The organism is Bacillus sp. MT94 (assembly GCF_058792475.1).
This window is the reverse complement of sequence record NZ_JBXAEZ010000003.1, coordinates 64,085-83,833: the sequence shown is the minus strand read 5'-3', so window position 1 is coordinate 83,833 and position 19,749 is coordinate 64,085. Positions and strand designations below refer to the sequence as shown.

The following is a 19,749-nucleotide window of genomic DNA, read 5'->3' as shown; positions in this document are numbered from 1 at the left end:
TAATGATTTTTGTAAAGGGAAAATATAAATTAAGATTCATATGAAATGTAAAGTGAACGTTATTTATTTTACAATAAAACAGAAGGAAATAGGAGGGGAAATGATGGAGAGAATTTCATTATCAAATGTAGGAGATACAAAGTTTCAAAAGTTATTAGGGCATAATTCGGATATATTACACTCGTGGAGTAAGTTAGAAGATACACTGTACAATAAAGGAACTCTTTCAGCAGAGTTGAAGGAGCAAGTGAGAAGAACATTAGCGTATGGGAATGAATGTCTGTACTGTATGGCAAAGGGAAGACCAGATGATGTGCAAAAGGCAGAGGAGATTGGTGTAGCCGTTACTTTTGCGCATACATTTGTTCATGACCGAAAAGCAATAGATGATACTATGTTTCACGCATTAAAACAATATTGGACAGAAAAAGAAATTGTAGAGCTTTGCGCCTATGTTTGCTTTATTACTGCGTCACAACAACTTGGTTTTCTATTTCAATTACAGCCAAATTAAGGGGGAAATGATGACAAATCAAATAGCACTTATCATAATCGATGTACAAAAGGCATTTCAATTACCAGATTGGGGCGAGAGAAATAATATTTTTGCTGAAGAAAACATGAGAATTTTGTTAGAAGAATGGAGAAAAAGGAAACGACCAGTTTTTCATATTCAACATGTAAATAAAGAAAATGCTCAGTCAATGTTTTATGAGAGAGCGGAAACGGTAAACTTTAAAGAAGAAGTGCAACCACTACTTGGTGAAGTGGTTATTCAGAAATTCGTTAACAGCGCGTTCATTGGGACAAATTTAGAAGAGCGATTAAGAAAGAACAAATGTAATGCAGTAGTGGTTGTAGGATTAACGACAAATCATTGCGTGGAAACTACGACACGAATGGCAGGGAATTTAGGATTTACAACATATTTAGTGAGTGATGCAACGGCTACTTTTAACCGTAAAGGTTTAGATGCTAAGGAGTATAGTGCAGAGGATATTCACAATATGACACTTGTAAATTTACATGAAGAGTTTGCTACGATTGTGACGACAAAAGAAGTGTTAAAATTATTTTAAGAAAATAATTGCGAATTATGTAGAAAAAAATAAGAATATTTCGTATAATCTAAGTACAATCATTTTGAAAATAGGGGTGGCATCATATGGAGCAAATTTCAGTAAAGAAATTAGAAGAGGTACTTGTTGTAGCAGGGGATGATAAACAGAAGCAAAAGGAATTTTATGAATTGCTCTTATCTACTGAGTTTTATGTTGCTGGTTCACTAGAAGCAGAGGACGGGGCAACAGAAGGAATACTTCGTTTGCGTCATTTCCAAGGAGAAGGTAGATGGATCGTTCCGTTCTTTACACAAATGGAATTTGTAAAAGATGTGTTGCCAGAAGGAACGCCCCTTATTACGATACGTGGGAAAGAGTTATTTGGTAGCATTGAGAAAGATGCTACAGCTGTATTAAATGTTGGCACTGATATAAGTAAAACATTTATTCCAGAAGAAATTGCAGATATCGCATCTGGACGAATTTTTAATTATTATAAGTAAAAGTAAAAGGAAAAGCGTAATCGCTTTTCCTTTTACTTTTTAATTTGAATATGAAGTGGCTATACCAGAAGAAATAGAGACTGTTTTATTATTCGTGTTTATTGTCGCTGTAGCTCCAAGTGGAATACCGATGTTTGGACTTATATGTCCAATTGGTAAATCGAATAGAACAGGTATATGATATGGCGCGAAATATTCATATAATATTGTTTGCAATGATTGAGATGGCTTTGAAGGAGTGCAGTCGTGACAACTTGTGAAAATAACGCCCCTGCATTCATTAAACTTTCCAGATAAAAGTAGCTGATTTAACATACGGTCAATGCGGTACGGTTCTTCACCAATGTCTTCAAGTAATAAAAGTGTATTGTCCGTATTTATCTCGTAGGGCGAGCCAATTATACTTGCTAACACAGCTAAATTTCCTCCAACTAACGTACTTGTAACTGTACTGTGAGAGCTAGGTACGATACATTCTGATGCAGATAAGATGGTTGAATACGGATGGAATAGCTGATTAAAAGAGGATAAAGATAGGGAATCAATACCTTTTCCTAGTTCTTCAATCATCGGACCATGAAATGTTATAAGCTTTGCATAACGTGAAACAGCAGTATGTAAAGCTGTAATATCGCTATATCCCCAGAAGATTTTTGGATTCTGCCTAATAACTTCATATTGAATGTGAGGAAGAAGACGAGCACTTCCATAACCACCTCGTGCACAAAAAATTGCCTTCACTTCATTATTTGTAAATGCTTCATGTATATCGTCAAGCCGAACTTGATCACTTCCGGCTAAAAATCCATATTTCTCGTAAACACTCTTCCCGATTATTACGGATAACCCCATCTCTTGTAATACATTCACACCTTTTAATACATTTTCGATTGTAGGTGGACCAGATGGTGCAATAATCATTACTGTATCACCTTGCTTTAATGCATTTGGATAAATCATTAAGCTCAGCCTCCTTCTCTTTCAATATATTCGCTTCATTTGAGGTCCAACCCTTGCATAAGCAGGGGAAAGCTTATCAAATAAAGAAGATATAAGGGAAATAGGAGGGAAAATGATGTTTACAAGTCGAGTAACAGACATATTAAAAATTGAGTATCCCGTTGTTCAAGCCGGTATGGCAGGCGCGATTACGACGCCAGAACTCGTTGCAGCAGTAAGTAATAGCGGAGGATTAGGGACGCTTGGAGCGGGCTATATGAGCCCAGAACAAATTCGTGAAGCGATTTATAGAATAAGAGAACTAACAGATAAGCCTTTCGGTGTTAATTTACTTGTAACGAAAGAGATACAAATAGAAGAAGAGAAGGTAAATGAGGCGAAAGTATTACTAAGCGGAGTGAATAGAGAATTAGGTATAGAAGTAGAAGGAACGTTAAAGCTTCCAAAAAGCTATAAGGAACAATTACAAGTGCTATTAGATGAAAAAGTACCAGTCGTTAGTTTTGCATTTCAAACGTTAGAAAAAGAAGAAATAAATGATTTAAAAAGAAGTGGAATAAAAGTTATCGGAACAGCTACCCATGTGAAGGAAGCGAAAGTACTTGCCGAGCTAGGAGTAGATATTATTATCGGACAAGGTAGCGAAGCAGGAGGGCATAGAGGAACGTTTATTGGGAAAGAACGAGATGCTATGATTGGTACTTTTGCGTTAGTACCTCAGTTAGTAGAAGCTGTTCCGCATATCCCAATTGTCGCAGCAGGTGGTGTAATGAACGGACAAGGGCTTGTTGCGGCATTGGCACTAGGAGCAGAAGGTGTTCAAATGGGATCGGCCTTTTTAACAAGTGAAGAGAGTATTACGCACGATGTGTATAAAGAAGCGGTTTTACATAGTACAGATACGAGCACAACGGTAACTCGTGCGTTTTCCGGGAAATATGCACGGGGTATCCGGAATGACTTTATAGAGAGACATGAAGGAAAAGAAGAAGGGCTTCCGATGTATCCAGTGCAAAACGTATTAACTTCTAAAATACGCCAAGAGGCAGCGAAGCAAAATAAGGAAGAATATATGTCACTTTGGGCAGGACAGGCAGCATCGTTGGCACGAATCGAATCAGCTCAGCATGTAGTGGAGCGAGTTATGAAAGAAGCGGAGAATGCAATCGAGCAATTACAAAATATATACAAAAAGACCACTTGAGTAATTCAAGCGGTCTTTTCATTAGTTTGCTTTATAAAATTGTTGGATGGCTTCGTCGATGTAAACCCAGCCTTTCCAACCTAAGTGCATATGATCTTTTAAGAAGTATTTATCGTATTCATGATTTGAGAAGTCGGCAATTGGATAACCAGCTTTTTCGATTTGCTCATGAACTTTCTTATAGTATGCTTCGCGGCGTTCTTTCGGGAAGCCAGCGTAGTCGTACCAAGGACCTTTGACAGGAACAGAAATGAAGAGCGGTTTTGCACCAGATTGTTTTAATAAATCAAGTACAATTTGTAAATCTTCATATTCTGGCGATTGGTCATAAGCATCATTTTTTAAGTAACCTTCACGTTGCTTTAATTTTTTCTTAATTTTGCTATTGAAATAATCATCTTCAATACCGTATTCATTAGATCCAGATTCTACTGCACCTGTTTGATCCGCATGTTTACGAGCCTCTTCCCAGTTCATTTGTTTTAATGAAGGATCAAGCTTTTCTTTGTGCGGTTTAATATTAAACATAGCTGTAAATAAATCTTTACGATCTAAAATGTTACGATAAATATAAGCGAAAGGTTTAGCAGCAAGTGCTTTTACTTTATACTTCGTATCATCATAAGCAATGCCTTCAAGCGAAATTTTTAATAAAGTTTCTTTTTTTACAATCTCAAAGTTTAATAAACGCTTTGCAATTTGTTTTTTCATTTCAGGTTTTAAATCATTGTTGAAAATGAAATGGTAACCTTGTTGCTTTGAAAAGTTAGGTGCAAAGTGCGTTTCATCAATACCTTGTGGTACAAACCATTGCGGAGAAAGAACGAATACCATTTTCTTATCTTTCAATTGATCCATTGTAGATGCGAAGTTTAACACATGTACAAGGTCTTGTGTTCCGCCGCGTCCAAGAAGGAATGGTGTGAACCCTTCAGGCTTTACTTTAAAATAATTAGATGGATGGAAAGCATCCATACGTGCGAATTCCGATGAACCGTACATCGGAAGATATTTTGGATTTGCTAACATCTTTTGCTGTAAAATCATACTTTGAATTTTTTCTTCTTTTAAAGAAGTAGCAGCTTGTTCTACTTTTTCATCACTTAAAAGTGGAAGTAGGAAGCGCGTTGGAATAAGTAAGAATACAGCAAAAAGGGCCAATGCTAAAAGCATCGGACCAAATTTTGCTTTGTTCATCGGATTTCTTCCAACTTTTTAATAACCATGTTTGGTGTAGCCCACTCGTCACGGTCAAAATCAGAAATAGAAACTTCAATATCTAAACGCTCTTGGAATTCAACTAATAAAGATACTACAGCGAAAGAATCAAGGATACCTTCTTCAAATAATTGAACATCTAAGTTTTCTTTCACAATATCGTTTTCACATACTTCTTCTAAAATATCTAATACTTGCTCTTTGAATTCTGCCATTTTTAAAATCTCCTTTATATCCGAAATATATTATATGTGCAACTTCTTAATGGAATAAGAAGGGTGCATTAAAAGTATCTGTTAAGGTGTCCAGAGAAAATTAGGAAACCGAAACATACAACGTGGAACGTAATTACAATCGCAAGGACGTGTGTAAATTTATTGTTTGGCCAAAACTTATGCTTTTTGTTTTTTCGTTCGAAAATATCAAATAAAATAAACAGTGCGGCATGATATAGACCATAAATAACATACTGCGCAACAGCGCTTCCTTGGATGTGCCAAATTCCCATAATGAAGAAGTTTAAAAATGCACCGATATACGAAATTGTGTAACGGTTTTTAATTAACTTTTTCTTCGTTGCAAAAAAGACGAAACGCATGTAAATAAAATCACGGAACCAGAATGATAAACTCATGTGCCAGCGGTTCCAGAAGTCTTTAATATTACGACTAAGGAATGGCTTATTAAAGTTTTCTGGCGTTTTAATTCCCATCATATAACTGATACCAATTACGAACGCACTATAACCTGCAAAGTCAAAGAATAATTGCATGCTAGTAGCGTACATAAAAATCACATTAGATAAAAGTGTATCTTGATTGGCGAATACAGCCTTTACAAGATATGTTGTTATCAAGTGCGCGATTATAAATTTATACAGGAAACCTTGGAAAATACGGTTAAACCCTGTATATAGTAACTTTTGATATTCCTCAGCACTAGGCGGCTTTTGAATATCTTTTTGGAATCTACGGTAACGATCGATAGGTCCACTTGAAATCGCAGGGAAGAATAAAACGAATTCCCAGAAATTAAAGAAGGAAAGTTCTTTAATTAAATTATCACGAACTTCAAAGACCATTTGTACAGCTCTAAATGTTACATAAGACATACCTGCGAAAACAATAAAATGCAATTCAGGTACAAATGGTGCGACTTTTGCCAAAATAAGTGGCAAAATCGATAAAATAACAGCTACACAAAACATGAATGTACTATTATTTTGTTTTCTTAAAATTAAATAGCCTTTAATAAGGGCATATTGCCAAATAATAAATGCGGCTAACATAATCGCTTGCTTCGGTTTATCCGAGAAGATAATAGCAATCATGACTAATGTTAAAACGGCATTATATTTACGCAACATTTTACCTTTTAATCCAGCTATGATAGTAGGTATTAATAAAATGCCCACTATAGCGAAAAAATAAAATGATCCATATGCGGTCATGCTGTAACCTCACTCAATAATTTTTTGCGATCTACCTTTCCATTTGGTGTCATTGGAATAGAAGATTGATACATGAATTTACGTGGAATCATGTAGTTTGGTAATCGCTCATTGAGTTCTTTTTTGATTGCAGATGTTAATTTGAATTCTTTTTCAAACGAATGTTCTCCAGGAACAACAACCGCTAATAAATAATCGTATTTCTCACCTTTTTTAATTGGAACGATAACTGCACCTTCTACGTAAGAACACGCACGAAGGTGATGCTCAATTTCTTCTAATTCCATTCGATAACCATGCAGCTTAATTTGGAAATCAAGACGACCATTATAGAATAGAAGACCATTTTCAACATAGCCAGCATCGCCTGTTTTATAGGCGCGCTCACCGTCAATCATAGTAAATGCTTTTTCTGTTAATTCAGGGCTGCCTAAATATCCAACGCTTACGCTTGGACCGACAATTACGATTTCGCCTTTTTCACCATCAGGTGCAATCGTACCATCTTCTTTCATAATAAGAAGGCGACAGTCTGATTTACAGTAGCCAACTGGAAGTGATTTGTATTGATCAAGCACTTCTTCTGTCACGTGAATACCTGTTACAGCGACAGTAGCTTCTGTTGGACCATACGTATTCATAATTGTTGCATTTGGGAAACGCTCAATTAATTTTCTAGCTACTTCATTTGGTAACACTTCACCGCAGAATAAGAATGTTTTCATGTTTGGTAGCATATTCTCAGAGAAAGATGCTTCCATTAAACACATCTCTGCGAAAGAAGGTGTGGAAGTCCATACTTGTATATCCGATTGCTCTAAAGAAGCAAACAAGTCTTTTGGACGCGCAATCATATCTTTATCGATTGCCCAAAGCGTACCACCTGTTACTAATGATGGGTAAATATCCATAACAGATAAATCGAATGAGAAAGGTGCTTGGTTTAAGAATACTTGCCCTGTTTGTAAGTTGAAATCTTCTACAGCCCATTTTGTAAAGCTAACAAGGCAGTTATAAGTAATCTGAACCCCTTTCGGATTACCTGTGCTTCCTGATGTGTAAATAATGTAGAAGTTCTCATCACCTTTTACCGCATGTTCAGGATTTGGAGTGTTCCCTTTATGAGTAAAGAAAATATCTTTTAAGTTGTCTTCACTTACGATGCGAACTGGCAAATCAGTTACAGTTACTTCTGCTGCCGATAAAAGCAATTTCGCACCAGAATTTTCAGCGATACGTTGTACACGATCAGCTGGGATAGATAAATCTACAGGAATGTAAGCATGTCCAGCTTTTACACATCCTAAAAAGTTAATAATCATTTCAGGTTGCATATGGCCATACACCATAATTGGTGAACGATCGTCTGGATACTCAGAAGAAATCCAATGTGCTAACGCATCAGAATCTTCCTTTAATTGTCTGTACGTAATTTTCGCATCTCGCCAAACAAAAGCGGTTTGATCAGGCGTTTCTGCAGCCCACTTTTCAATTTGTTCTAATAACTTCATAACGTTCCCACCCTAGAATTCATTGTAAATAAATGTACTTGTGTTTGTATCATGGAATCCATACAACCAAAGTAATGCAAATAAAATTGCAAGGTAATAAACCGTCTTTGCAACCCATTGTGTGAGTGGTCGAGACCATATCTCTTTTAATCTTTCCATGTCTTTCCCTCTCTTAATGAAATAATAGCTCTTTGTAGGTATCATGTCCTACATTATTGTGAAAAAAACAAAATCCCACATTTTAGGTAAAAATAAGTCAAAAGGCTCTTTTCTGATATTAGCACTAAATACTAAAAAAGAAAATCCCTAACTTAGCAATTATATTACATTCAGCATGAATTTGTAATGGGTTTGACATGTAAATAGAAAGTGGATTGTGTGAATACATAAAAGTGGACTATAAGAATACGTAAAAATGCAGTATTTGTTTTTATTAATCATTTAAGACGGAGTAAAATTTAAAATTTCTAGTTCTTTTGAAAAGGAGGAAATTATCATGAATAGAGTGTGGAAGAGTCTAATTTCGGAAGAAAATATCGTGAAATGGAGAAGGCATTTTCATAAGTATCCGGAATTATCATTTCATGAAAAAGAAACTTCGCAATTTATATATGATACACTATGCTCATTTTCTTCTTTTGAAGTAACGAGACCGACGAAGTATAGTGTACTAGCAATTAAAAGGGGTGTGAAGCAAGGGAAAGTAATTGCGATTCGAGCTGATATAGATGCTTTGCCAATTCAAGAGGAGACAAGTAAATCTTATACATCTGTGAAAAAAGGAATGATGCATGCATGTGGGCACGATGCTCACGCAGCTATTTTATTAAGCACTGCAGAGGTGCTTAATAATATGAAGGAAGAGTTTGTAGGAGAAATTCGTCTATTCTTTCAGCATGCAGAAGAAGTATACCCTGGTGGTGGACAAGAAATGGTTGAGGCTGGTGTTATGGACGGTGTTGATTATGTAATAGGTTTACATGTTATGTCTGGCTTGGAAAGTGGGAATGTAGGAATTGTATATGGACCGATGATGGCAGCACCAGACGTATTTACAGTTGAGATCCAAGGCAAAGGAGGGCATGCGGCGCGGCCAGAAGAAACGATTGATCCTATCGCTATCGGAGCGCAGATTATTACAAATCTACAACATATCGTATCTAGAAATACAAGTGCTTTCATGCAAAGAGTCCTTTCAGTTACTCAGTTTCATGGGGGAGTGGCTGACAATATTATTCCTAGTACAGCAACTTTAATGGGAACTGTTCGTTCATTTAATCAAGCATTGAGGGTGGAAGCAGAAGGGAAAATCGAAAAAATTGTGAAAGGAATTACAGAAGCACATGGAGGATCGTATACATATACGTATCGATATGGATATGATCCGGTTATTAATGATGAATATATTACGAAAATAGTAGAAGAAAGTGCACTACATTTGTTTGGGAATGAGCATGTTGTGAAGCTTGAACCTTCTATGGGTGGGGAAGATTTTTCAGCATATTTAAGAAAAGCACCCGGTTGTTTCATTAAATTAGGAACAGGTAATGAAAATATATATACTTGTTATCCACATCATCATCCGAAATTTGACGTGGATGAATCAGCATTAATTTGTGGAGTGGAGCTATTCTTAGAGACTACTATAAGATTACTAAAATCATAGAAAAACAAAAAAAGGCAACTGCGCTCTATCGCAGTTGCTTTTATTTCTTTCCGTCAGAGAGGGCTGAGAAAGAACTATGCTCATTTATAGTATATGAATAGCTAACGGACAAGCTTGTACATTTTAATCATTTTTTTAAAAATAGTTATTGACATTGATAATCAATGTCAATTAATCTAAATATAGTTGAAATTGATAATTATTATCAATAGGATGGATGCGACATGTTAATGAGAAAAAAATTTCACCTTCTACGGAGGGGATTAAAAGATAAAAATAAAGATGTTAATCAGCATATGGAATGGCAACGAAATGTAATTCGGTCTGAATATGTAGATGAGAAGAAGAGCATTCAAACAGAAAAAGAGATACAAAGTAAAGGGAGAGGTTCAGTTGAGTAAGTTAGTAATGATTTTTGCAAGTATGAGTGGAAATACAGAGGAAATGGCTGACCATATTGCCGGCGTAATTCGTGAAACAGAAAATGAAATTGAAGTTATTGATATTATGGATTCACCAGAAGCTTCTATATTGGAACAGTATGATGGAATTATTTTAGGTGCATACACATGGGGAGATGGTGATCTTCCTGATGATTTCTTAGATTTTTATGATGCAATGGATTCTATTGATTTAACTGGGAAAAAAGCGGCAGTATTCGGATCATGTGATTCGGCTTATCCGAAATACGGAGTGGCGGTTGATATTTTAATAGAAAAGCTACAAGAGCGCGGAGCAGCAGTTGTGTTAGAAGGACTAAAAGTAGAATTAACGCCAGAAGATGAAGATGTAGAAAAATGTTTACAGTTTGGAGCTGAATTTGTAAAACACCTTTCTTAATGGCAGAAGGGAGCTGAAGAGCAAGTGCATGAGAAAATCTCAATCAAAACGATGACAGATTATCATTTGTATGATTTTATGCGGTGTCCGCATAAATTTTATTTTCGTCATATAAAAAGAAGAGAACCTTCTTCATTTGAATGGCAACAAATAGCGCAAATGATTGTGAATCAAATTATTAACGAGTATTACACGCTACCTGCGGGTCAACAAACGAAAATTGTACTTTTAATATTAATAGAAAAGTATTGGAAAAAAGTAAGGATTAATATGTTTGCTTCGAAGACGGAGTACTATATTGTATTAGCGAAGCTAACGGATCACTTATTACAGTTTGTTGAAAGGGATGATAGTCAGACACCACCATTGTTTTTATACGAGAAGTTTCAAACATATATGGAAGAGTTAGGTGTCCACATGTCATTGACATTTGAAGTTGGTGAGTGGAATGCTGAGTCGTTTGTAATTAAAAAGTATGTTGTCGATGCGGATGAGGAAATGCTTGCTCTTTGTCAGAAGCTAATGACAGTATTCAGTTATAAAGCTTTCGGCGTTCTTCCAGGAAAAATTGAAGTTATTAATTTAATAGAAGGAACTAAGTATGAGTACATTCCGAAACAGGAAGATATTATAACTGGAATGGCTGATTTATCTAGAATGAAAGAAATGTTACAGCAACCTGAGCACTATACAGAGCGTCATTTTCGTTCTGAGTGTATAAGTTGTGCGTTTCATAGTGAATGCCAAGGGGAAGAAGTAAAGAAAGAAGCGAAACAGAAGAAAAATATAGTTCATTAAAGGATGCAACTTTGCATCCTTTTTTGTTATTGACATGAAAAGCTTTTCATCATTTACGGTATATTTGTAGCAGATTTTAATAAAGTGAAACTTTAATCAGTGGGGGTCAATCGGGCTACCCGCAAATAGCGGGATAAAGGGAGGAATAATCAATGAAAGATGAAACGAAAGTATTTCAATGGTTAAAAGAACAAAATGCTCCTTTTGAAATTCAACTGCAAATTTTACAGGCATTTCAATTGTATAAAGTTATTGTTGAAATGGATAAAAAGTTAATGATGTATGAGGAGAGAGTATATAGGGAGAGAATGTAATCTCATCCCTGTAATATCGTTTTTAGTTGTTCTGTACTTGTAATGAATTCGAGTTCATTCTCTGATTCAAAGTTATAAATAATATTATGTAGTAAAGGACTATATTGATAAAAGGTAGTAATGCGGTGAATGAGTAATGGATCATGATGAGAAATAAGTGTACTGTACTGTTCATATACAGATGTAGTAAACTCATGTCCGAAATCATAATATAGTCCTGCAAAATCAAAAGCAGGATCGCCAATTTGCGCATCACCAAAATCGATAACACCTGAAATGCGTTTGTTCTGCTTGTTAAATAAAATGTGATGATGTGTAAAATCAGCGTGAATGATTGTATTTTGAAAATTAGATGTAGCTAGACAGGCAAAGAAATTCTCGAATAAACGATTTAAGGCTGATTTCTGGAACGAAGTAAGATTGTTAGTAACATACTGATTTAATTTAGTTTGTAGCTCTTTCCAGTAGGTAAGTGTTTTTTCAATAGGGAATCCTAACGCTGTAACACTTTTTAGAGGAATACTATGTAGAGCAGCAAGGAAAGTTGCTAATTGTGTAATAAGTGCTTTTCGTTCTTGTTTTTCTAGTGTAGTAACTATTTCTGTTTTTAAAGGTTTACCATGAATGAGAGTATAGTAACTACAAAGCGGAATAGCATCAGTCTCCTTTTTATAGAATAGGTGATACTTTGGAACTTTAATTTCATGTAGTGAACAAGAGAGAAGTGTGCATAGTTCTTTTTCTAACGGAATTCGCATTGCATATTCCTGTTTTCGCGGGAAACGAAACAGTAGCTCATCATTTACTATAATTGCTACATTATCCCAACCTTCTTCATTTTGTTTATATGAATGTATAGAAAGATTAGGCAAAGCTTCTTTTATATAATGTTTGTAAGAGTCCATAATTGTTCCTCGTTTCTGAGTTAAGTTATTCTAGTTTATGATATCAGAATTTTCTTTCTATATGTTAAAATATAGCTATCATTATGAAGAAGGGCGGGAGTATTACGAAAAAAAGACTGTTAATCATTTCTCTATGTATCGCTTTTGTATTGTTTTGGTCATATAAAGAGGAGGTTTTTGCTACCTTTAAACCGATTGATCAGTACGAGTTAAATAAGGAATTAAAGAACAAAAGTATAGAAAATTTAACTCATAATGAAATGAAAAAGGTAGGAGAGCATTTTGTGACCGAGCAACTATCCGTGTTTGAGTTTAATAATAAAGAAGATGTGAAACGAAAAGGTGAAGAACTATTTTTAAATAGAGGGTATGAACAATTAATAGAAAATTATTATCCCAATCGTTTTCAAGATTTAGAGTATAAATTTACAAGCGAGGAGATACGTGAAGAGACAGATGAGAGTTTTCTCTATCAAGCTGTAGCGTACGTTGCGGGTACTGAAAATGGTAAGAGAAGCGAAATGAAATTGAATTATGAAGTGAAAATTGTAAAGGTTAATAATATATTTATGGTGCTAGAACAAAAGCAGCGCGTACAATAAAGGAAATTCATTGCTCAATAGATCATTTGGGGGTGTACTACTTAATGCGGAATAAAAAGGCCCTCAAGGAATCAAGGACCTTTAAAGATTTTCATTTTGTTGACCAAGTTCTTTTTGAGCAATATATAAATTTCCTTGCTCCACTTGTTTAAGTGTATGAACAGAATCGCCTGCATATCCTTTTTGTGTTTTAACAGTTCTTTTGGAACGATTGGAATTTTGTTTCTTCATATAATAGGCCACCTTTCATCAAAAATAAACGAAAATGATAAGTATGAGTAATACAGCGGCGAAAATGGTAATGCCCATTAAAAACGAAGTGTTTTTATATTTAGGTGGCTTATGTACATCTTGCCGATATCCAGGTGAAATTTCAGGGGCAAATTCTTCATCGAATGATTGCTTTTTTTCTTTGTCGTCCATATGTACCCACCTTTCTTTTTCATTATATTATACGTTACAAGAAAAAATATGCATAAAGAAAACAGCCGCTTTATTATTAGCGGCTGTTTTGTGTTGTATATTTTCGTTGTACTTGAAAGAGACGGATAAGGAGGAAGGCAGCGCCAAATGCTAGACCGATAATAAGACCGATCCAATAACCTTTTGCGGCCCATTCTGTATATGTTGCTAATATGTAACCTAGTGGTAGACCTATTATCCAATAAGCAATTAAAGTCATAATTAGAGCAACATTTACATCTTTATACCCACGCAGAGCTCCTTGTACAGGGGTTGCAATTGCATCTGAAATTTGAAATAAAATCGCAAAGATAAGAAATTCTTTTGCTAAATGATGAACTTTTGCATCTGTCGTATAAATAGAAGCAATTTGATTATCAAAGAAGTAGAGAAGAATTGAATATAATAAAGCAAAGGCAAGGGCTAATCCAATTCCAATCAGTCCGTATTGTTTTGCATTATCGTAACGTTTTGCTCCAACTTCGAATCCGACTGCAATAGTCATTGCCATTGCTAAACTTAGCGGAGTCATATATAACAAGGAAGCAAAGTTCATAGCTGCTTGGTGAGCTGCAATAGTTGTCGTACTAAAATTACTCATCATGAGCGTTACCGCAGCGAAAATACTCGTTTCAAAAAAGATAGCAAATCCGATAGGAACGCCAAGCTTTAAGAATGTTGTCCAACTCGAAAGAGAAGGGCGATATAATTGTTTGAAAATGTTGAAAGAGGCAAAAGGCTCTTTCGTCTGAATAATAATGACTGTAATAATTAAAATGCACCAATATGTTGCAGTGGAAGCAATTGCTGCTCCGACACCACCAAGCTTTGGGAAACCGAAGTTACCAAAAATTAATAGGTAATTTAATATTACGTTAATTGGTAATGATAGTAATGTAATAATCATCGTTGTGCGAGTTTTTCCTAATGCATCAATAAATCCACGTAAAACAGTGTAAGTGAATAAAGGTATAATTCCTATTGCGATAATACTTAAAAATTGAGCTGCAATTCGTTCCACAGGTTCTTCTAAGCGCATGCCGTTTAAAATAGGTGAAACGACGAAGAAACCGATGAGGATAACAACGAAGCTAGCACAAATTGCTAAATAAACTGCTTGTATGACAACGTGGGGAACGTCCTTTTTTTTCTTGGATCCGACGAGCTGTGCAACAATGGGAGTAGTAGCCATTAAAATTCCTGTTAATCCCGTACTAACTGGAAGCCATATACTTGTTCCAATTGCAACACCTGCTAAATCAGTTGGACTTGCATGTCCTGACATTGTTGTATCAAAAAAACTCATCGCAAATAATGACATTTGCGTTACGAAAATCGGAAAAAATAGTAATACAAATTGCTTTAACTTTTGTGAAAATGAAGTAGTTTCTTTCATAAAATCCCCTTTCCATATAAAAAAACAAACTCTTACTATCATACAATTTAATCAAAGATTAGAAAAGAAATACGCGCCTACAACATATGAAACCAATAAAAAAAGGATGCACTTTGAAAAGGGATAAGGTATTATGATAAGGTGTGAAAAAATTACATATTATTTGTTATTAAGGAGGCACTACTTGTGGCTGATTGGTTAATTGGTTTAATCATGGGTGCTGTTGAAGGGTTAACAGAGTTTCTACCAGTATCATCAACAGGACATATGATTTTAACAGGACATTTAATTGGATTTGACGATGAGAGAGCGAAAGTTTTTGAAGTTGTTATCCAATTGGGATCGATTTTAGCAGTTGTTGTTATATTTTGGAAGCGTCTATGGTCGTTAGTTGGAATAGGTAAAGTAACAGACGGACCATCGTTAAATTTATTACATATTATTATCGGGATGATTCCTGCCGGGATACTTGGCGTATTATTCCATAGCACTATTAAAGAGGTTTTATTTGGTCCAGGACCAGTTGTTATTAGCTTAGTAGCCGGTGGTATTTTAATGATTGTTGCTGAGAAGTTTTCAAAACCAAGTACAGCAAGAACGTTAGATGAAATCACATATAAACAGGCATTTACAATTGGAATGTTTCAATGTTTAGCTCTTTGGCCAGGATTCTCTCGTTCTGGTTCTACAATCAGTGGTGGTTTATTAGCTCGCGTGTCGCATACAGCGGCAGCTGAATATACGTTCATTTTAGCGGTACCGATGATGGTAGCTGCAAGTGGATTAGATTTAATTAAAAGCTGGGATGTATTAAGCTCAGCAGATATAACGCTATTTGTAACAGGATTTGTAACTGCATTCGTTGTTGCGATGCTTGCAATTGTTTCATTCTTGAAATTATTATCTCGTGTGAAACTAACACCGTTCGCTTATTATCGTTTCATTTTAGCTGCGGTATTCTATTTCTTCATTATGTAATAAAAAAACCTGCCGAGCTCGGCAGGTTTTTTATTTTACTATTTTTTCCACCATATTTTCCATTACATGCTCCCAAAGAGAAGTATCATCAGCTAATGTAGCACGGAAATTAGCATACATTTCTTTTTGTTTTTCTTCGAATGTTGGATCTTCTTTTTCAGGTAATGTAGCGCGCATTGAAGTTACTAATTCTTGTACTTTTGGAGCGCGTGGTCCAAAGACGGCTTGTTCATTTCCATCTTTATCAATGAAAATAAAGATTGGAATCGCACGTGCTGTTCCATTTGTTAAATATTGATCCATTAATTCTAAGTTTTCGTCGCGAATTAATAAACTCATTTCAATATTTGCAACTTCAGAAATTCGTTTCATAACAGGTACGCATAAAAGAGCATCGCCACACCAATCAGCAGTTAATACGATAACACGCCAGCCGTCATTTTGACGTTCTTCTAATACAGGAAGTAATTCATTTGGAATTAAAAAGTTATTGTAAATGTGTAGTAGCTCGTATTGGTTTACTTGCATTTCATTCACATATGTATCAAAGGACATACCTTTATCAGCCCATTGTTGTAAGTTCATAATTAACACCTCTTTAGTAAGATTTGCTTTCATTGTACCAATTTTTATATAGAAAAGCTTGTATTCTTACTCTTTCTCGTCACTTAATAATTTATTTAAGAGGAAAAAGAATAGTACGACACATAATTCAGCTATGTTGGACATTTGTACGCTTTCTATCCAATCATCAGCAGTATGAATGACGAACCAATCTAGTGTAATTTCAATGAATGAGAAAAGAGTAATAGAAATCCAATTTGGCATGTTTTGTGTTAGTGGATATAGCAGCGTTTTGAAGAAACTGAAGATGAAAAATGTAATACTGTCTAAGAAAGTGATTAATAAAAAAAAGAGAAGTAACGCAGTACGTGAACTATACTCTATACCTGTAATTTGAAAGATTCCTACATATACAAAAAATATAAATGCAAAAATTATAATGAGAAAAAGAGCGATAATACTAATGATAATCGTTTTATCTTTTAGGCTGAGATTTGAGAATTTCTCCTCCTCATGCATTAAAATACCCCCTTTTTCTGGAAGTTAACTTCATTTTATCATGAAATACATATTAAAAAACTACGAATTATGGGAAAATAAGGTGACAAAAAGTAAGATTTCATGTAAAATTATTAATAAGGTTTTTATTTAACTAAATGAAATAAAAGGAGCTGTCAAAGTTGTCTCAAAATCGAGAGCAATTAATGGAAGAACTATCGACAAATGTGTTTGCTATGTTTCGCACATTGCGTAATGATATCGGAAAAATATTCGGTGGTTACATACCGTGGAATGAATTCATCGTTCTGAGAATATTAAATCGTACGAATAAAGAAATGGTATCGCGTGTAGCAAATGAATTAAATGTGTCGAATAGTCATATTACAGCTGTTACAGAAAAATTAATTAATAAAGGTTTTGTAACTCGTTCACGTTCTACATCAGATCGCCGAGTTGTGTATTTAGAGATTACAGAACAAGGGAAAGATTTAGTTGCGAAAATGGAAGATGCGAAAAAACAATATTTACAAGAAAGATTCTCTACACTTTCAGAAGATGAAATGAATGTAATGATTTCGATTTCCAAAAAACTTATTTAAGTGATTATAAACAAGAAAACGCTTACGTGATGAAAGAGAAGATCTTCCTTATATATGGAAGGTCTTCTTTCGTGTGTAATAGATGTTAAAAAATAAAATGTGTATGAAAAAAGATAGAGCGCCATACTACTAATACAAGGAAGGGAGGGAGAAATATGACGAATCGTAACGGTAGTAAAGGGAGCGGTAATCAAGGATCACCAAAGTCTGGCCAGTTTAATCAGGAATTTAGCACTGAATTTGAAACTGGTAATGATAATAAAGGGAAAGAATATCGTTCTAAAAAAGGGAGTAAATCAAAAAAGGAGTGAATATATTCACTCCTTTTTTGATTTACGATGCTGCCGATTGATCAGTATTATATTTTTCTTCTGATTTTGCGACAATCATTGCGCAAATTGCATCCCCAGAAATGTTTACAGCTGTTCTAGACATATCTAGAATACGGTCAATACCGATAATTAAAGCGATACCTTCTACTGGTAGATTTACTTGATTTAAAACCATTGTAAGCATTACAAGTCCAACACCTGGTACACCAGCAGTACCGATACTAGCTAGTACAGCAGTTAATACGACCATAGCTAATTGCGGTAATGTAAGTTCAACTCCGTATACTTGAGCGATAAATACAGTTGCCACCCCTTGCATAATGGCAGTACCATCCATATTAATAGTTGCCCCTAGTGGTTGTACAAATGAGCTTATCGCTTTTGGAACGCCAAGCTTATCTTGTGCTGTTTTCATTGCAAATGGAAGCGATGCATTAGAGCTAGATGTACTAAATCCAATTGCCATTACTGGTCCGAAATGTTTAAAGAAACGAACAATACTTTCTTTTGCTAATACCTTTAATAAGCCACCATATACAAAGACCCCGTGAATAATGAGTACTAACATAACGACAATCATATACTTGAACATCGCAGCGACGCCTGCAAGCCCCATTTTACCAACGGATGAAGCGAGCAAACCGAATGTTCCAATTGGGGCTAATTTCATAACGAGATTAACGAGATACATCATTAATTCGTTGCCCTGTTCAAGTAATGAATGGATACCTTGAACTCGTTTTCCTAAAATAGCTATACCGAGTCCAATCAATACGGCAAAGGCAATGATTTGTAACATGTTTCCGTCAGCCATCGCTTTTGCTGGGTTATCTGGTACGATATTTAGCAATGTGTCGACGAAAGATGTTTCAGTTTTTGCACCTTCATACTTAAGACCTTCTGTTTTAAAATTACCGCCAGCTCCTGGTTTTATAATAAGTGCAAATGTAACCGCTATAGAGATGGCAACCGCAGTTGTTACGAGAAAGAATGAAATTGATTTTAAACCGATTCTTCCAAGTTGTTTCGGATCTCCAAGGCCGGCAGCACCAAGTACGATAGAAATGAATACAACAGGAACAACTAGCATTTTAATAAGTCGAATAAACAATTGACCAATTGGGTTGAACACATATTGATTTAGTGGCTCAAAGATAGATGGAGCGGCTAAATTTAGAGTGAGTCCAACAACTAGACCTAGAAATAATGCGATTAAGATTGCTTTTGTTTGTTTCAATAAAATCCCCCTTTTGTTTTTGCGAAATTCCTTCCTAAAGTAATTATACCGAAAAAATACCTAATTTGACAATATTTTCTGAATTTTTAGGATTTTATTTAAGTACAGATAGATTGATTTTGTGTTTGGAAAATAAAAGAGACCATCACATAGGATGGTCAAGGGAAGGGGACAATTTATGTCAATTTAATTAGGGATGGAAGTTGCTTTAAGACACTGGGGAATGTCTTATAAATTAGGGAGGAACAACTTCGATACATATACTATAAAAGATAGGTGTGACTCTCATGTGAACATAGGGTGAAAGAGAGAGGGAGTTTTAAATAAAAGATAGAAAGACAAAAAAATAAGACCATCATTTATAAGATGGTCAAGGAAGGGGACAATTTATGTCAATTTAATTAGGGATGGAAGCTGTTCAAAGACACTGGGGAATGTCTTATAAATTAGGGAGGAACAACTTCGATACATATACTATAAAAGGTAGATGTGACCTCTGTGTGAACATCGAGTGAAAGAGAGAGGAAGTTTTAAATAAAAGATAGAAAGACAAAAAAATAAGACCATCACATAAGATGGTCAAGGGAAGGGGACAATTTATGTCAATTTAATTAGGGATGGAAGCTATTCAAAGACACTGGGGAATGT

The 19,749-nt window shown here is 35.2% G+C and carries 26 protein-coding genes; 13 read left to right on the top strand and 13 right to left on the bottom strand.

What is annotated here, in order from left to right; genetic code table 11:
- Positions 1–100: 100 nt before the first annotated feature.
- The 3 genes from AC1Q51_RS12135 to AC1Q51_RS12125 all read left to right on the top strand — a co-directional run bounded on the left by AC1Q51_RS12135 (position 101) and on the right by AC1Q51_RS12125 (position 1,564).
- The gene (locus AC1Q51_RS12135) at positions 101–514 is read left to right on the top strand and encodes a carboxymuconolactone decarboxylase family protein (protein WP_072939645.1); all 414 of its coding nucleotides are present in this window, start codon (positions 101–103) and stop codon (positions 512–514) included.
- A gap of 10 nt (positions 515–524) precedes the next feature.
- Complete coding sequence (locus AC1Q51_RS12130; RefSeq protein ID WP_492331527.1) at positions 525–1,079, top strand: cysteine hydrolase family protein; 555 nt, start codon at positions 525–527, stop codon at positions 1,077–1,079.
- 86 nt (positions 1,080–1,165) lie between these two features.
- Positions 1,166–1,564, top strand: coding sequence for an SseB family protein (locus AC1Q51_RS12125; RefSeq protein WP_000435265.1), 399 nt, complete (start codon positions 1,166–1,168; stop codon positions 1,562–1,564).
- A 39-nt stretch (positions 1,565–1,603) separates the two neighbouring features.
- On the opposite strand, the gene AC1Q51_RS12120 is transcribed toward AC1Q51_RS12125, so the two are convergent.
- On the bottom strand, positions 1,604–2,524 hold the full coding sequence (locus AC1Q51_RS12120) for a S66 peptidase family protein (protein WP_000640064.1): 921 nt from the start codon (positions 2,522–2,524) through the stop codon (positions 1,604–1,606).
- A gap of 115 nt (positions 2,525–2,639) precedes the next feature.
- Between AC1Q51_RS12120 and AC1Q51_RS12115 the strand changes: the two genes are divergently transcribed.
- Complete coding sequence (locus AC1Q51_RS12115; protein ID WP_090975900.1) at positions 2,640–3,728, top strand: NAD(P)H-dependent flavin oxidoreductase; 1,089 nt, start codon at positions 2,640–2,642, stop codon at positions 3,726–3,728.
- 21 nt (positions 3,729–3,749) lie between these two features.
- Here the strand turns inward: AC1Q51_RS12115 and dltD are convergent, their stop codons facing one another.
- The 5 genes from dltD to AC1Q51_RS12090 form a co-directional block, all read right to left on the bottom strand.
- Positions 3,750–4,925 carry a D-alanyl-lipoteichoic acid biosynthesis protein DltD gene (dltD, locus tag AC1Q51_RS12110; protein ID WP_001030287.1) on the bottom strand — a complete coding sequence of 392 codons (1,176 nt, stop codon included), beginning with the start codon at positions 4,923–4,925 and terminating at the stop codon, positions 3,750–3,752.
- On the bottom strand, positions 4,922–5,161 hold the full coding sequence (gene dltC / locus AC1Q51_RS12105) for a D-alanine--poly(phosphoribitol) ligase subunit DltC (protein ID WP_000807310.1): 240 nt from the start codon (positions 5,159–5,161) through the stop codon (positions 4,922–4,924). Before dltC ends, dltD begins: the two co-directional genes overlap by 4 nt.
- A 68-nt stretch (positions 5,162–5,229) precedes the next feature.
- Positions 5,230–6,396, bottom strand: a complete 1,167-nt coding sequence (gene dltB / locus AC1Q51_RS12100) for a D-alanyl-lipoteichoic acid biosynthesis protein DltB (protein WP_053564929.1) — start codon at positions 6,394–6,396, stop codon at positions 5,230–5,232.
- Positions 6,393–7,907 carry a D-alanine--poly(phosphoribitol) ligase subunit DltA gene (dltA, locus tag AC1Q51_RS12095; RefSeq protein ID WP_492331526.1) on the bottom strand — a complete coding sequence of 505 codons (1,515 nt, stop codon included), beginning with the start codon at positions 7,905–7,907 and terminating at the stop codon, positions 6,393–6,395. The genes dltB and dltA overlap by 4 nt, the downstream gene beginning before the upstream one ends.
- Positions 7,908–7,919: 12 nt before the next feature.
- Complete coding sequence (locus tag AC1Q51_RS12090) at positions 7,920–8,066, bottom strand: teichoic acid D-Ala incorporation-associated protein DltX (protein WP_000440293.1); 147 nt, start codon at positions 8,064–8,066, stop codon at positions 7,920–7,922.
- Between the two features lie 337 nt (positions 8,067–8,403).
- Here AC1Q51_RS12090 and AC1Q51_RS12085 point away from each other — a divergent pair, with 337 nt between their 5' ends.
- From AC1Q51_RS12085 to AC1Q51_RS12065, 5 genes are all read left to right on the top strand, one after another.
- Positions 8,404–9,573: an amidohydrolase gene (locus tag AC1Q51_RS12085; protein WP_353773018.1), complete on the top strand. Its 1,170-nt coding sequence runs from the start codon at positions 8,404–8,406 to the stop codon at positions 9,571–9,573.
- Positions 9,574–9,797: 224 nt separating this feature from the next.
- Positions 9,798–9,974 (top strand): hypothetical protein, encoded by a 177-nt coding sequence (locus AC1Q51_RS12080; protein ID WP_090975909.1) that lies wholly within the window; start codon positions 9,798–9,800, stop codon positions 9,972–9,974.
- Entirely contained in the window at positions 9,967–10,413 is a 447-nt protein-coding gene (locus tag AC1Q51_RS12075) for a flavodoxin (RefSeq protein ID WP_000041153.1), read from the top strand. Before AC1Q51_RS12080 ends, AC1Q51_RS12075 begins: the two co-directional genes overlap by 8 nt.
- A gap of 24 nt (positions 10,414–10,437) precedes the next feature.
- A complete protein-coding gene (locus tag AC1Q51_RS12070; protein ID WP_090975911.1) occupies positions 10,438–11,211 on the top strand; it encodes a hypothetical protein in 774 nt (257 codons plus the stop codon).
- A 152-nt stretch (positions 11,212–11,363) separates the two neighbouring features.
- Positions 11,364–11,525, top strand: a complete 162-nt coding sequence (locus tag AC1Q51_RS12065) for a hypothetical protein (protein WP_000651086.1) — start codon at positions 11,364–11,366, stop codon at positions 11,523–11,525.
- Between the two features lie 2 nt (positions 11,526–11,527).
- Here AC1Q51_RS12065 and AC1Q51_RS12060 read toward each other — a convergent pair whose 3' ends face one another.
- Positions 11,528–12,430 (bottom strand): aminoglycoside phosphotransferase family protein, encoded by a 903-nt coding sequence (locus AC1Q51_RS12060; protein WP_090975913.1) that lies wholly within the window; start codon positions 12,428–12,430, stop codon positions 11,528–11,530.
- Between the two features lie 83 nt (positions 12,431–12,513).
- Here AC1Q51_RS12060 and AC1Q51_RS12055 point away from each other — a divergent pair, with 83 nt between their 5' ends.
- Positions 12,514–13,032, top strand: coding sequence for a biotin transporter BioY (locus AC1Q51_RS12055; RefSeq protein ID WP_097924968.1), 519 nt, complete (start codon positions 12,514–12,516; stop codon positions 13,030–13,032).
- 81 nt (positions 13,033–13,113) lie between these two features.
- Here the strand turns inward: AC1Q51_RS12055 and AC1Q51_RS12050 are convergent, their stop codons facing one another.
- The 3 genes from AC1Q51_RS12050 to AC1Q51_RS12040 all read right to left on the bottom strand — a co-directional run bounded on the left by AC1Q51_RS12050 (position 13,114) and on the right by AC1Q51_RS12040 (position 14,890).
- Positions 13,114–13,263 carry a hypothetical protein gene (locus AC1Q51_RS12050; RefSeq protein WP_000744623.1) on the bottom strand — a complete coding sequence of 50 codons (150 nt, stop codon included), beginning with the start codon at positions 13,261–13,263 and terminating at the stop codon, positions 13,114–13,116.
- Positions 13,264–13,281: 18 nt separating this feature from the next.
- Positions 13,282–13,455 carry a hypothetical protein gene (locus tag AC1Q51_RS12045; RefSeq protein ID WP_000341062.1) on the bottom strand — a complete coding sequence of 58 codons (174 nt, stop codon included), beginning with the start codon at positions 13,453–13,455 and terminating at the stop codon, positions 13,282–13,284.
- Positions 13,456–13,531: 76 nt separating this feature from the next.
- Complete coding sequence (locus AC1Q51_RS12040) at positions 13,532–14,890, bottom strand: MATE family efflux transporter (RefSeq protein WP_029441800.1); 1,359 nt, start codon at positions 14,888–14,890, stop codon at positions 13,532–13,534.
- A 186-nt stretch (positions 14,891–15,076) separates the two neighbouring features.
- Between AC1Q51_RS12040 and uppP the strand changes: the two genes are divergently transcribed.
- On the top strand, positions 15,077–15,868 hold the full coding sequence (gene uppP / locus AC1Q51_RS12035; RefSeq protein ID WP_000796253.1) for a bacitracin resistance undecaprenyl-diphosphatase: 792 nt from the start codon (positions 15,077–15,079) through the stop codon (positions 15,866–15,868).
- Between the two features lie 30 nt (positions 15,869–15,898).
- On the opposite strand, the gene AC1Q51_RS12030 is transcribed toward uppP, so the two are convergent.
- Together AC1Q51_RS12030 and AC1Q51_RS12025 are read right to left on the bottom strand one after the other, a co-directional pair.
- Positions 15,899–16,486: a thioredoxin family protein gene (locus AC1Q51_RS12030; protein WP_002040836.1), complete on the bottom strand. Its 588-nt coding sequence runs from the start codon at positions 16,484–16,486 to the stop codon at positions 15,899–15,901.
- 33 nt (positions 16,487–16,519) lie between these two features.
- A complete protein-coding gene (locus tag AC1Q51_RS12025; protein ID WP_090975917.1) occupies positions 16,520–16,951 on the bottom strand; it encodes a YrvL family regulatory protein in 432 nt (143 codons plus the stop codon).
- Between the two features lie 161 nt (positions 16,952–17,112).
- On the opposite strand from AC1Q51_RS12025, the gene AC1Q51_RS12020 reads away from it, so the two are divergent.
- Both AC1Q51_RS12020 and AC1Q51_RS12015 read left to right on the top strand, forming a co-directional pair.
- The gene (locus tag AC1Q51_RS12020; RefSeq protein ID WP_000081434.1) at positions 17,113–17,532 is read left to right on the top strand and encodes a MarR family winged helix-turn-helix transcriptional regulator; all 420 of its coding nucleotides are present in this window, start codon (positions 17,113–17,115) and stop codon (positions 17,530–17,532) included.
- Positions 17,533–17,687: 155 nt separating this feature from the next.
- Positions 17,688–17,843, top strand: a complete 156-nt coding sequence (locus AC1Q51_RS12015) for a hypothetical protein (protein WP_000184928.1) — start codon at positions 17,688–17,690, stop codon at positions 17,841–17,843.
- 22 nt (positions 17,844–17,865) lie between these two features.
- Here the strand turns inward: AC1Q51_RS12015 and AC1Q51_RS12010 are convergent, their stop codons facing one another.
- Positions 17,866–19,101, bottom strand: a complete 1,236-nt coding sequence (locus AC1Q51_RS12010; RefSeq protein ID WP_000814809.1) for a dicarboxylate/amino acid:cation symporter — start codon at positions 19,099–19,101, stop codon at positions 17,866–17,868.
- Positions 19,102–19,749: the final 648 nt, after the last annotated feature.

What these genes read in the sequence shown, in the direction of transcription:
- AC1Q51_RS12135 (WP_072939645.1), top strand. Translation starts at nt 101, where the DNA reads ATGATGGAGAGAATTTCATTATCAAATGTAGGAGATACAAAGTTTCAA.
- AC1Q51_RS12130 (WP_492331527.1), top strand. Translation starts at nt 525, where the DNA reads ATGACAAATCAAATAGCACTTATCATAATCGATGTACAAAAGGCATTT.
- AC1Q51_RS12125 (WP_000435265.1), top strand. Translation starts at nt 1,166, where the DNA reads ATGGAGCAAATTTCAGTAAAGAAATTAGAAGAGGTACTTGTTGTAGCA.
- AC1Q51_RS12120 (WP_000640064.1), bottom strand. Translation starts at nt 2,524, where the DNA reads ATGATTTATCCAAATGCATTAAAGCAAGGTGATACAGTAATGATTATT.
- AC1Q51_RS12115 (WP_090975900.1), top strand. Translation starts at nt 2,640, where the DNA reads ATGTTTACAAGTCGAGTAACAGACATATTAAAAATTGAGTATCCCGTT.
- dltD (WP_001030287.1), bottom strand. Translation starts at nt 4,925, where the DNA reads ATGAACAAAGCAAAATTTGGTCCGATGCTTTTAGCATTGGCCCTTTTT.
- dltC (WP_000807310.1), bottom strand. Translation starts at nt 5,161, where the DNA reads ATGGCAGAATTCAAAGAGCAAGTATTAGATATTTTAGAAGAAGTATGT.
- dltB (WP_053564929.1), bottom strand. Translation starts at nt 6,396, where the DNA reads ATGACCGCATATGGATCATTTTATTTTTTCGCTATAGTGGGCATTTTA.
- dltA (WP_492331526.1), bottom strand. Translation starts at nt 7,907, where the DNA reads ATGAAGTTATTAGAACAAATTGAAAAGTGGGCTGCAGAAACGCCTGAT.
- AC1Q51_RS12090 (WP_000440293.1), bottom strand. Translation starts at nt 8,066, where the DNA reads ATGGAAAGATTAAAAGAGATATGGTCTCGACCACTCACACAATGGGTT.
- AC1Q51_RS12085 (WP_353773018.1), top strand. Translation starts at nt 8,404, where the DNA reads ATGAATAGAGTGTGGAAGAGTCTAATTTCGGAAGAAAATATCGTGAAA.
- AC1Q51_RS12080 (WP_090975909.1), top strand. Translation starts at nt 9,798, where the DNA reads ATGTTAATGAGAAAAAAATTTCACCTTCTACGGAGGGGATTAAAAGAT.
- AC1Q51_RS12065 (WP_000651086.1), top strand. Translation starts at nt 11,364, where the DNA reads ATGAAAGATGAAACGAAAGTATTTCAATGGTTAAAAGAACAAAATGCT.
- AC1Q51_RS12060 (WP_090975913.1), bottom strand. Translation starts at nt 12,430, where the DNA reads ATGGACTCTTACAAACATTATATAAAAGAAGCTTTGCCTAATCTTTCT.
- AC1Q51_RS12055 (WP_097924968.1), top strand. Translation starts at nt 12,514, where the DNA reads ATGAAGAAGGGCGGGAGTATTACGAAAAAAAGACTGTTAATCATTTCT.
- AC1Q51_RS12050 (WP_000744623.1), bottom strand. Translation starts at nt 13,263, where the DNA reads ATGAAGAAACAAAATTCCAATCGTTCCAAAAGAACTGTTAAAACACAA.
- AC1Q51_RS12045 (WP_000341062.1), bottom strand. Translation starts at nt 13,455, where the DNA reads ATGGACGACAAAGAAAAAAAGCAATCATTCGATGAAGAATTTGCCCCT.
- AC1Q51_RS12040 (WP_029441800.1), bottom strand. Translation starts at nt 14,890, where the DNA reads ATGAAAGAAACTACTTCATTTTCACAAAAGTTAAAGCAATTTGTATTA.
- AC1Q51_RS12030 (WP_002040836.1), bottom strand. Translation starts at nt 16,486, where the DNA reads ATGAAAGCAAATCTTACTAAAGAGGTGTTAATTATGAACTTACAACAA.
- AC1Q51_RS12025 (WP_090975917.1), bottom strand. Translation starts at nt 16,951, where the DNA reads ATGCATGAGGAGGAGAAATTCTCAAATCTCAGCCTAAAAGATAAAACG.
- AC1Q51_RS12015 (WP_000184928.1), top strand. Translation starts at nt 17,688, where the DNA reads ATGACGAATCGTAACGGTAGTAAAGGGAGCGGTAATCAAGGATCACCA.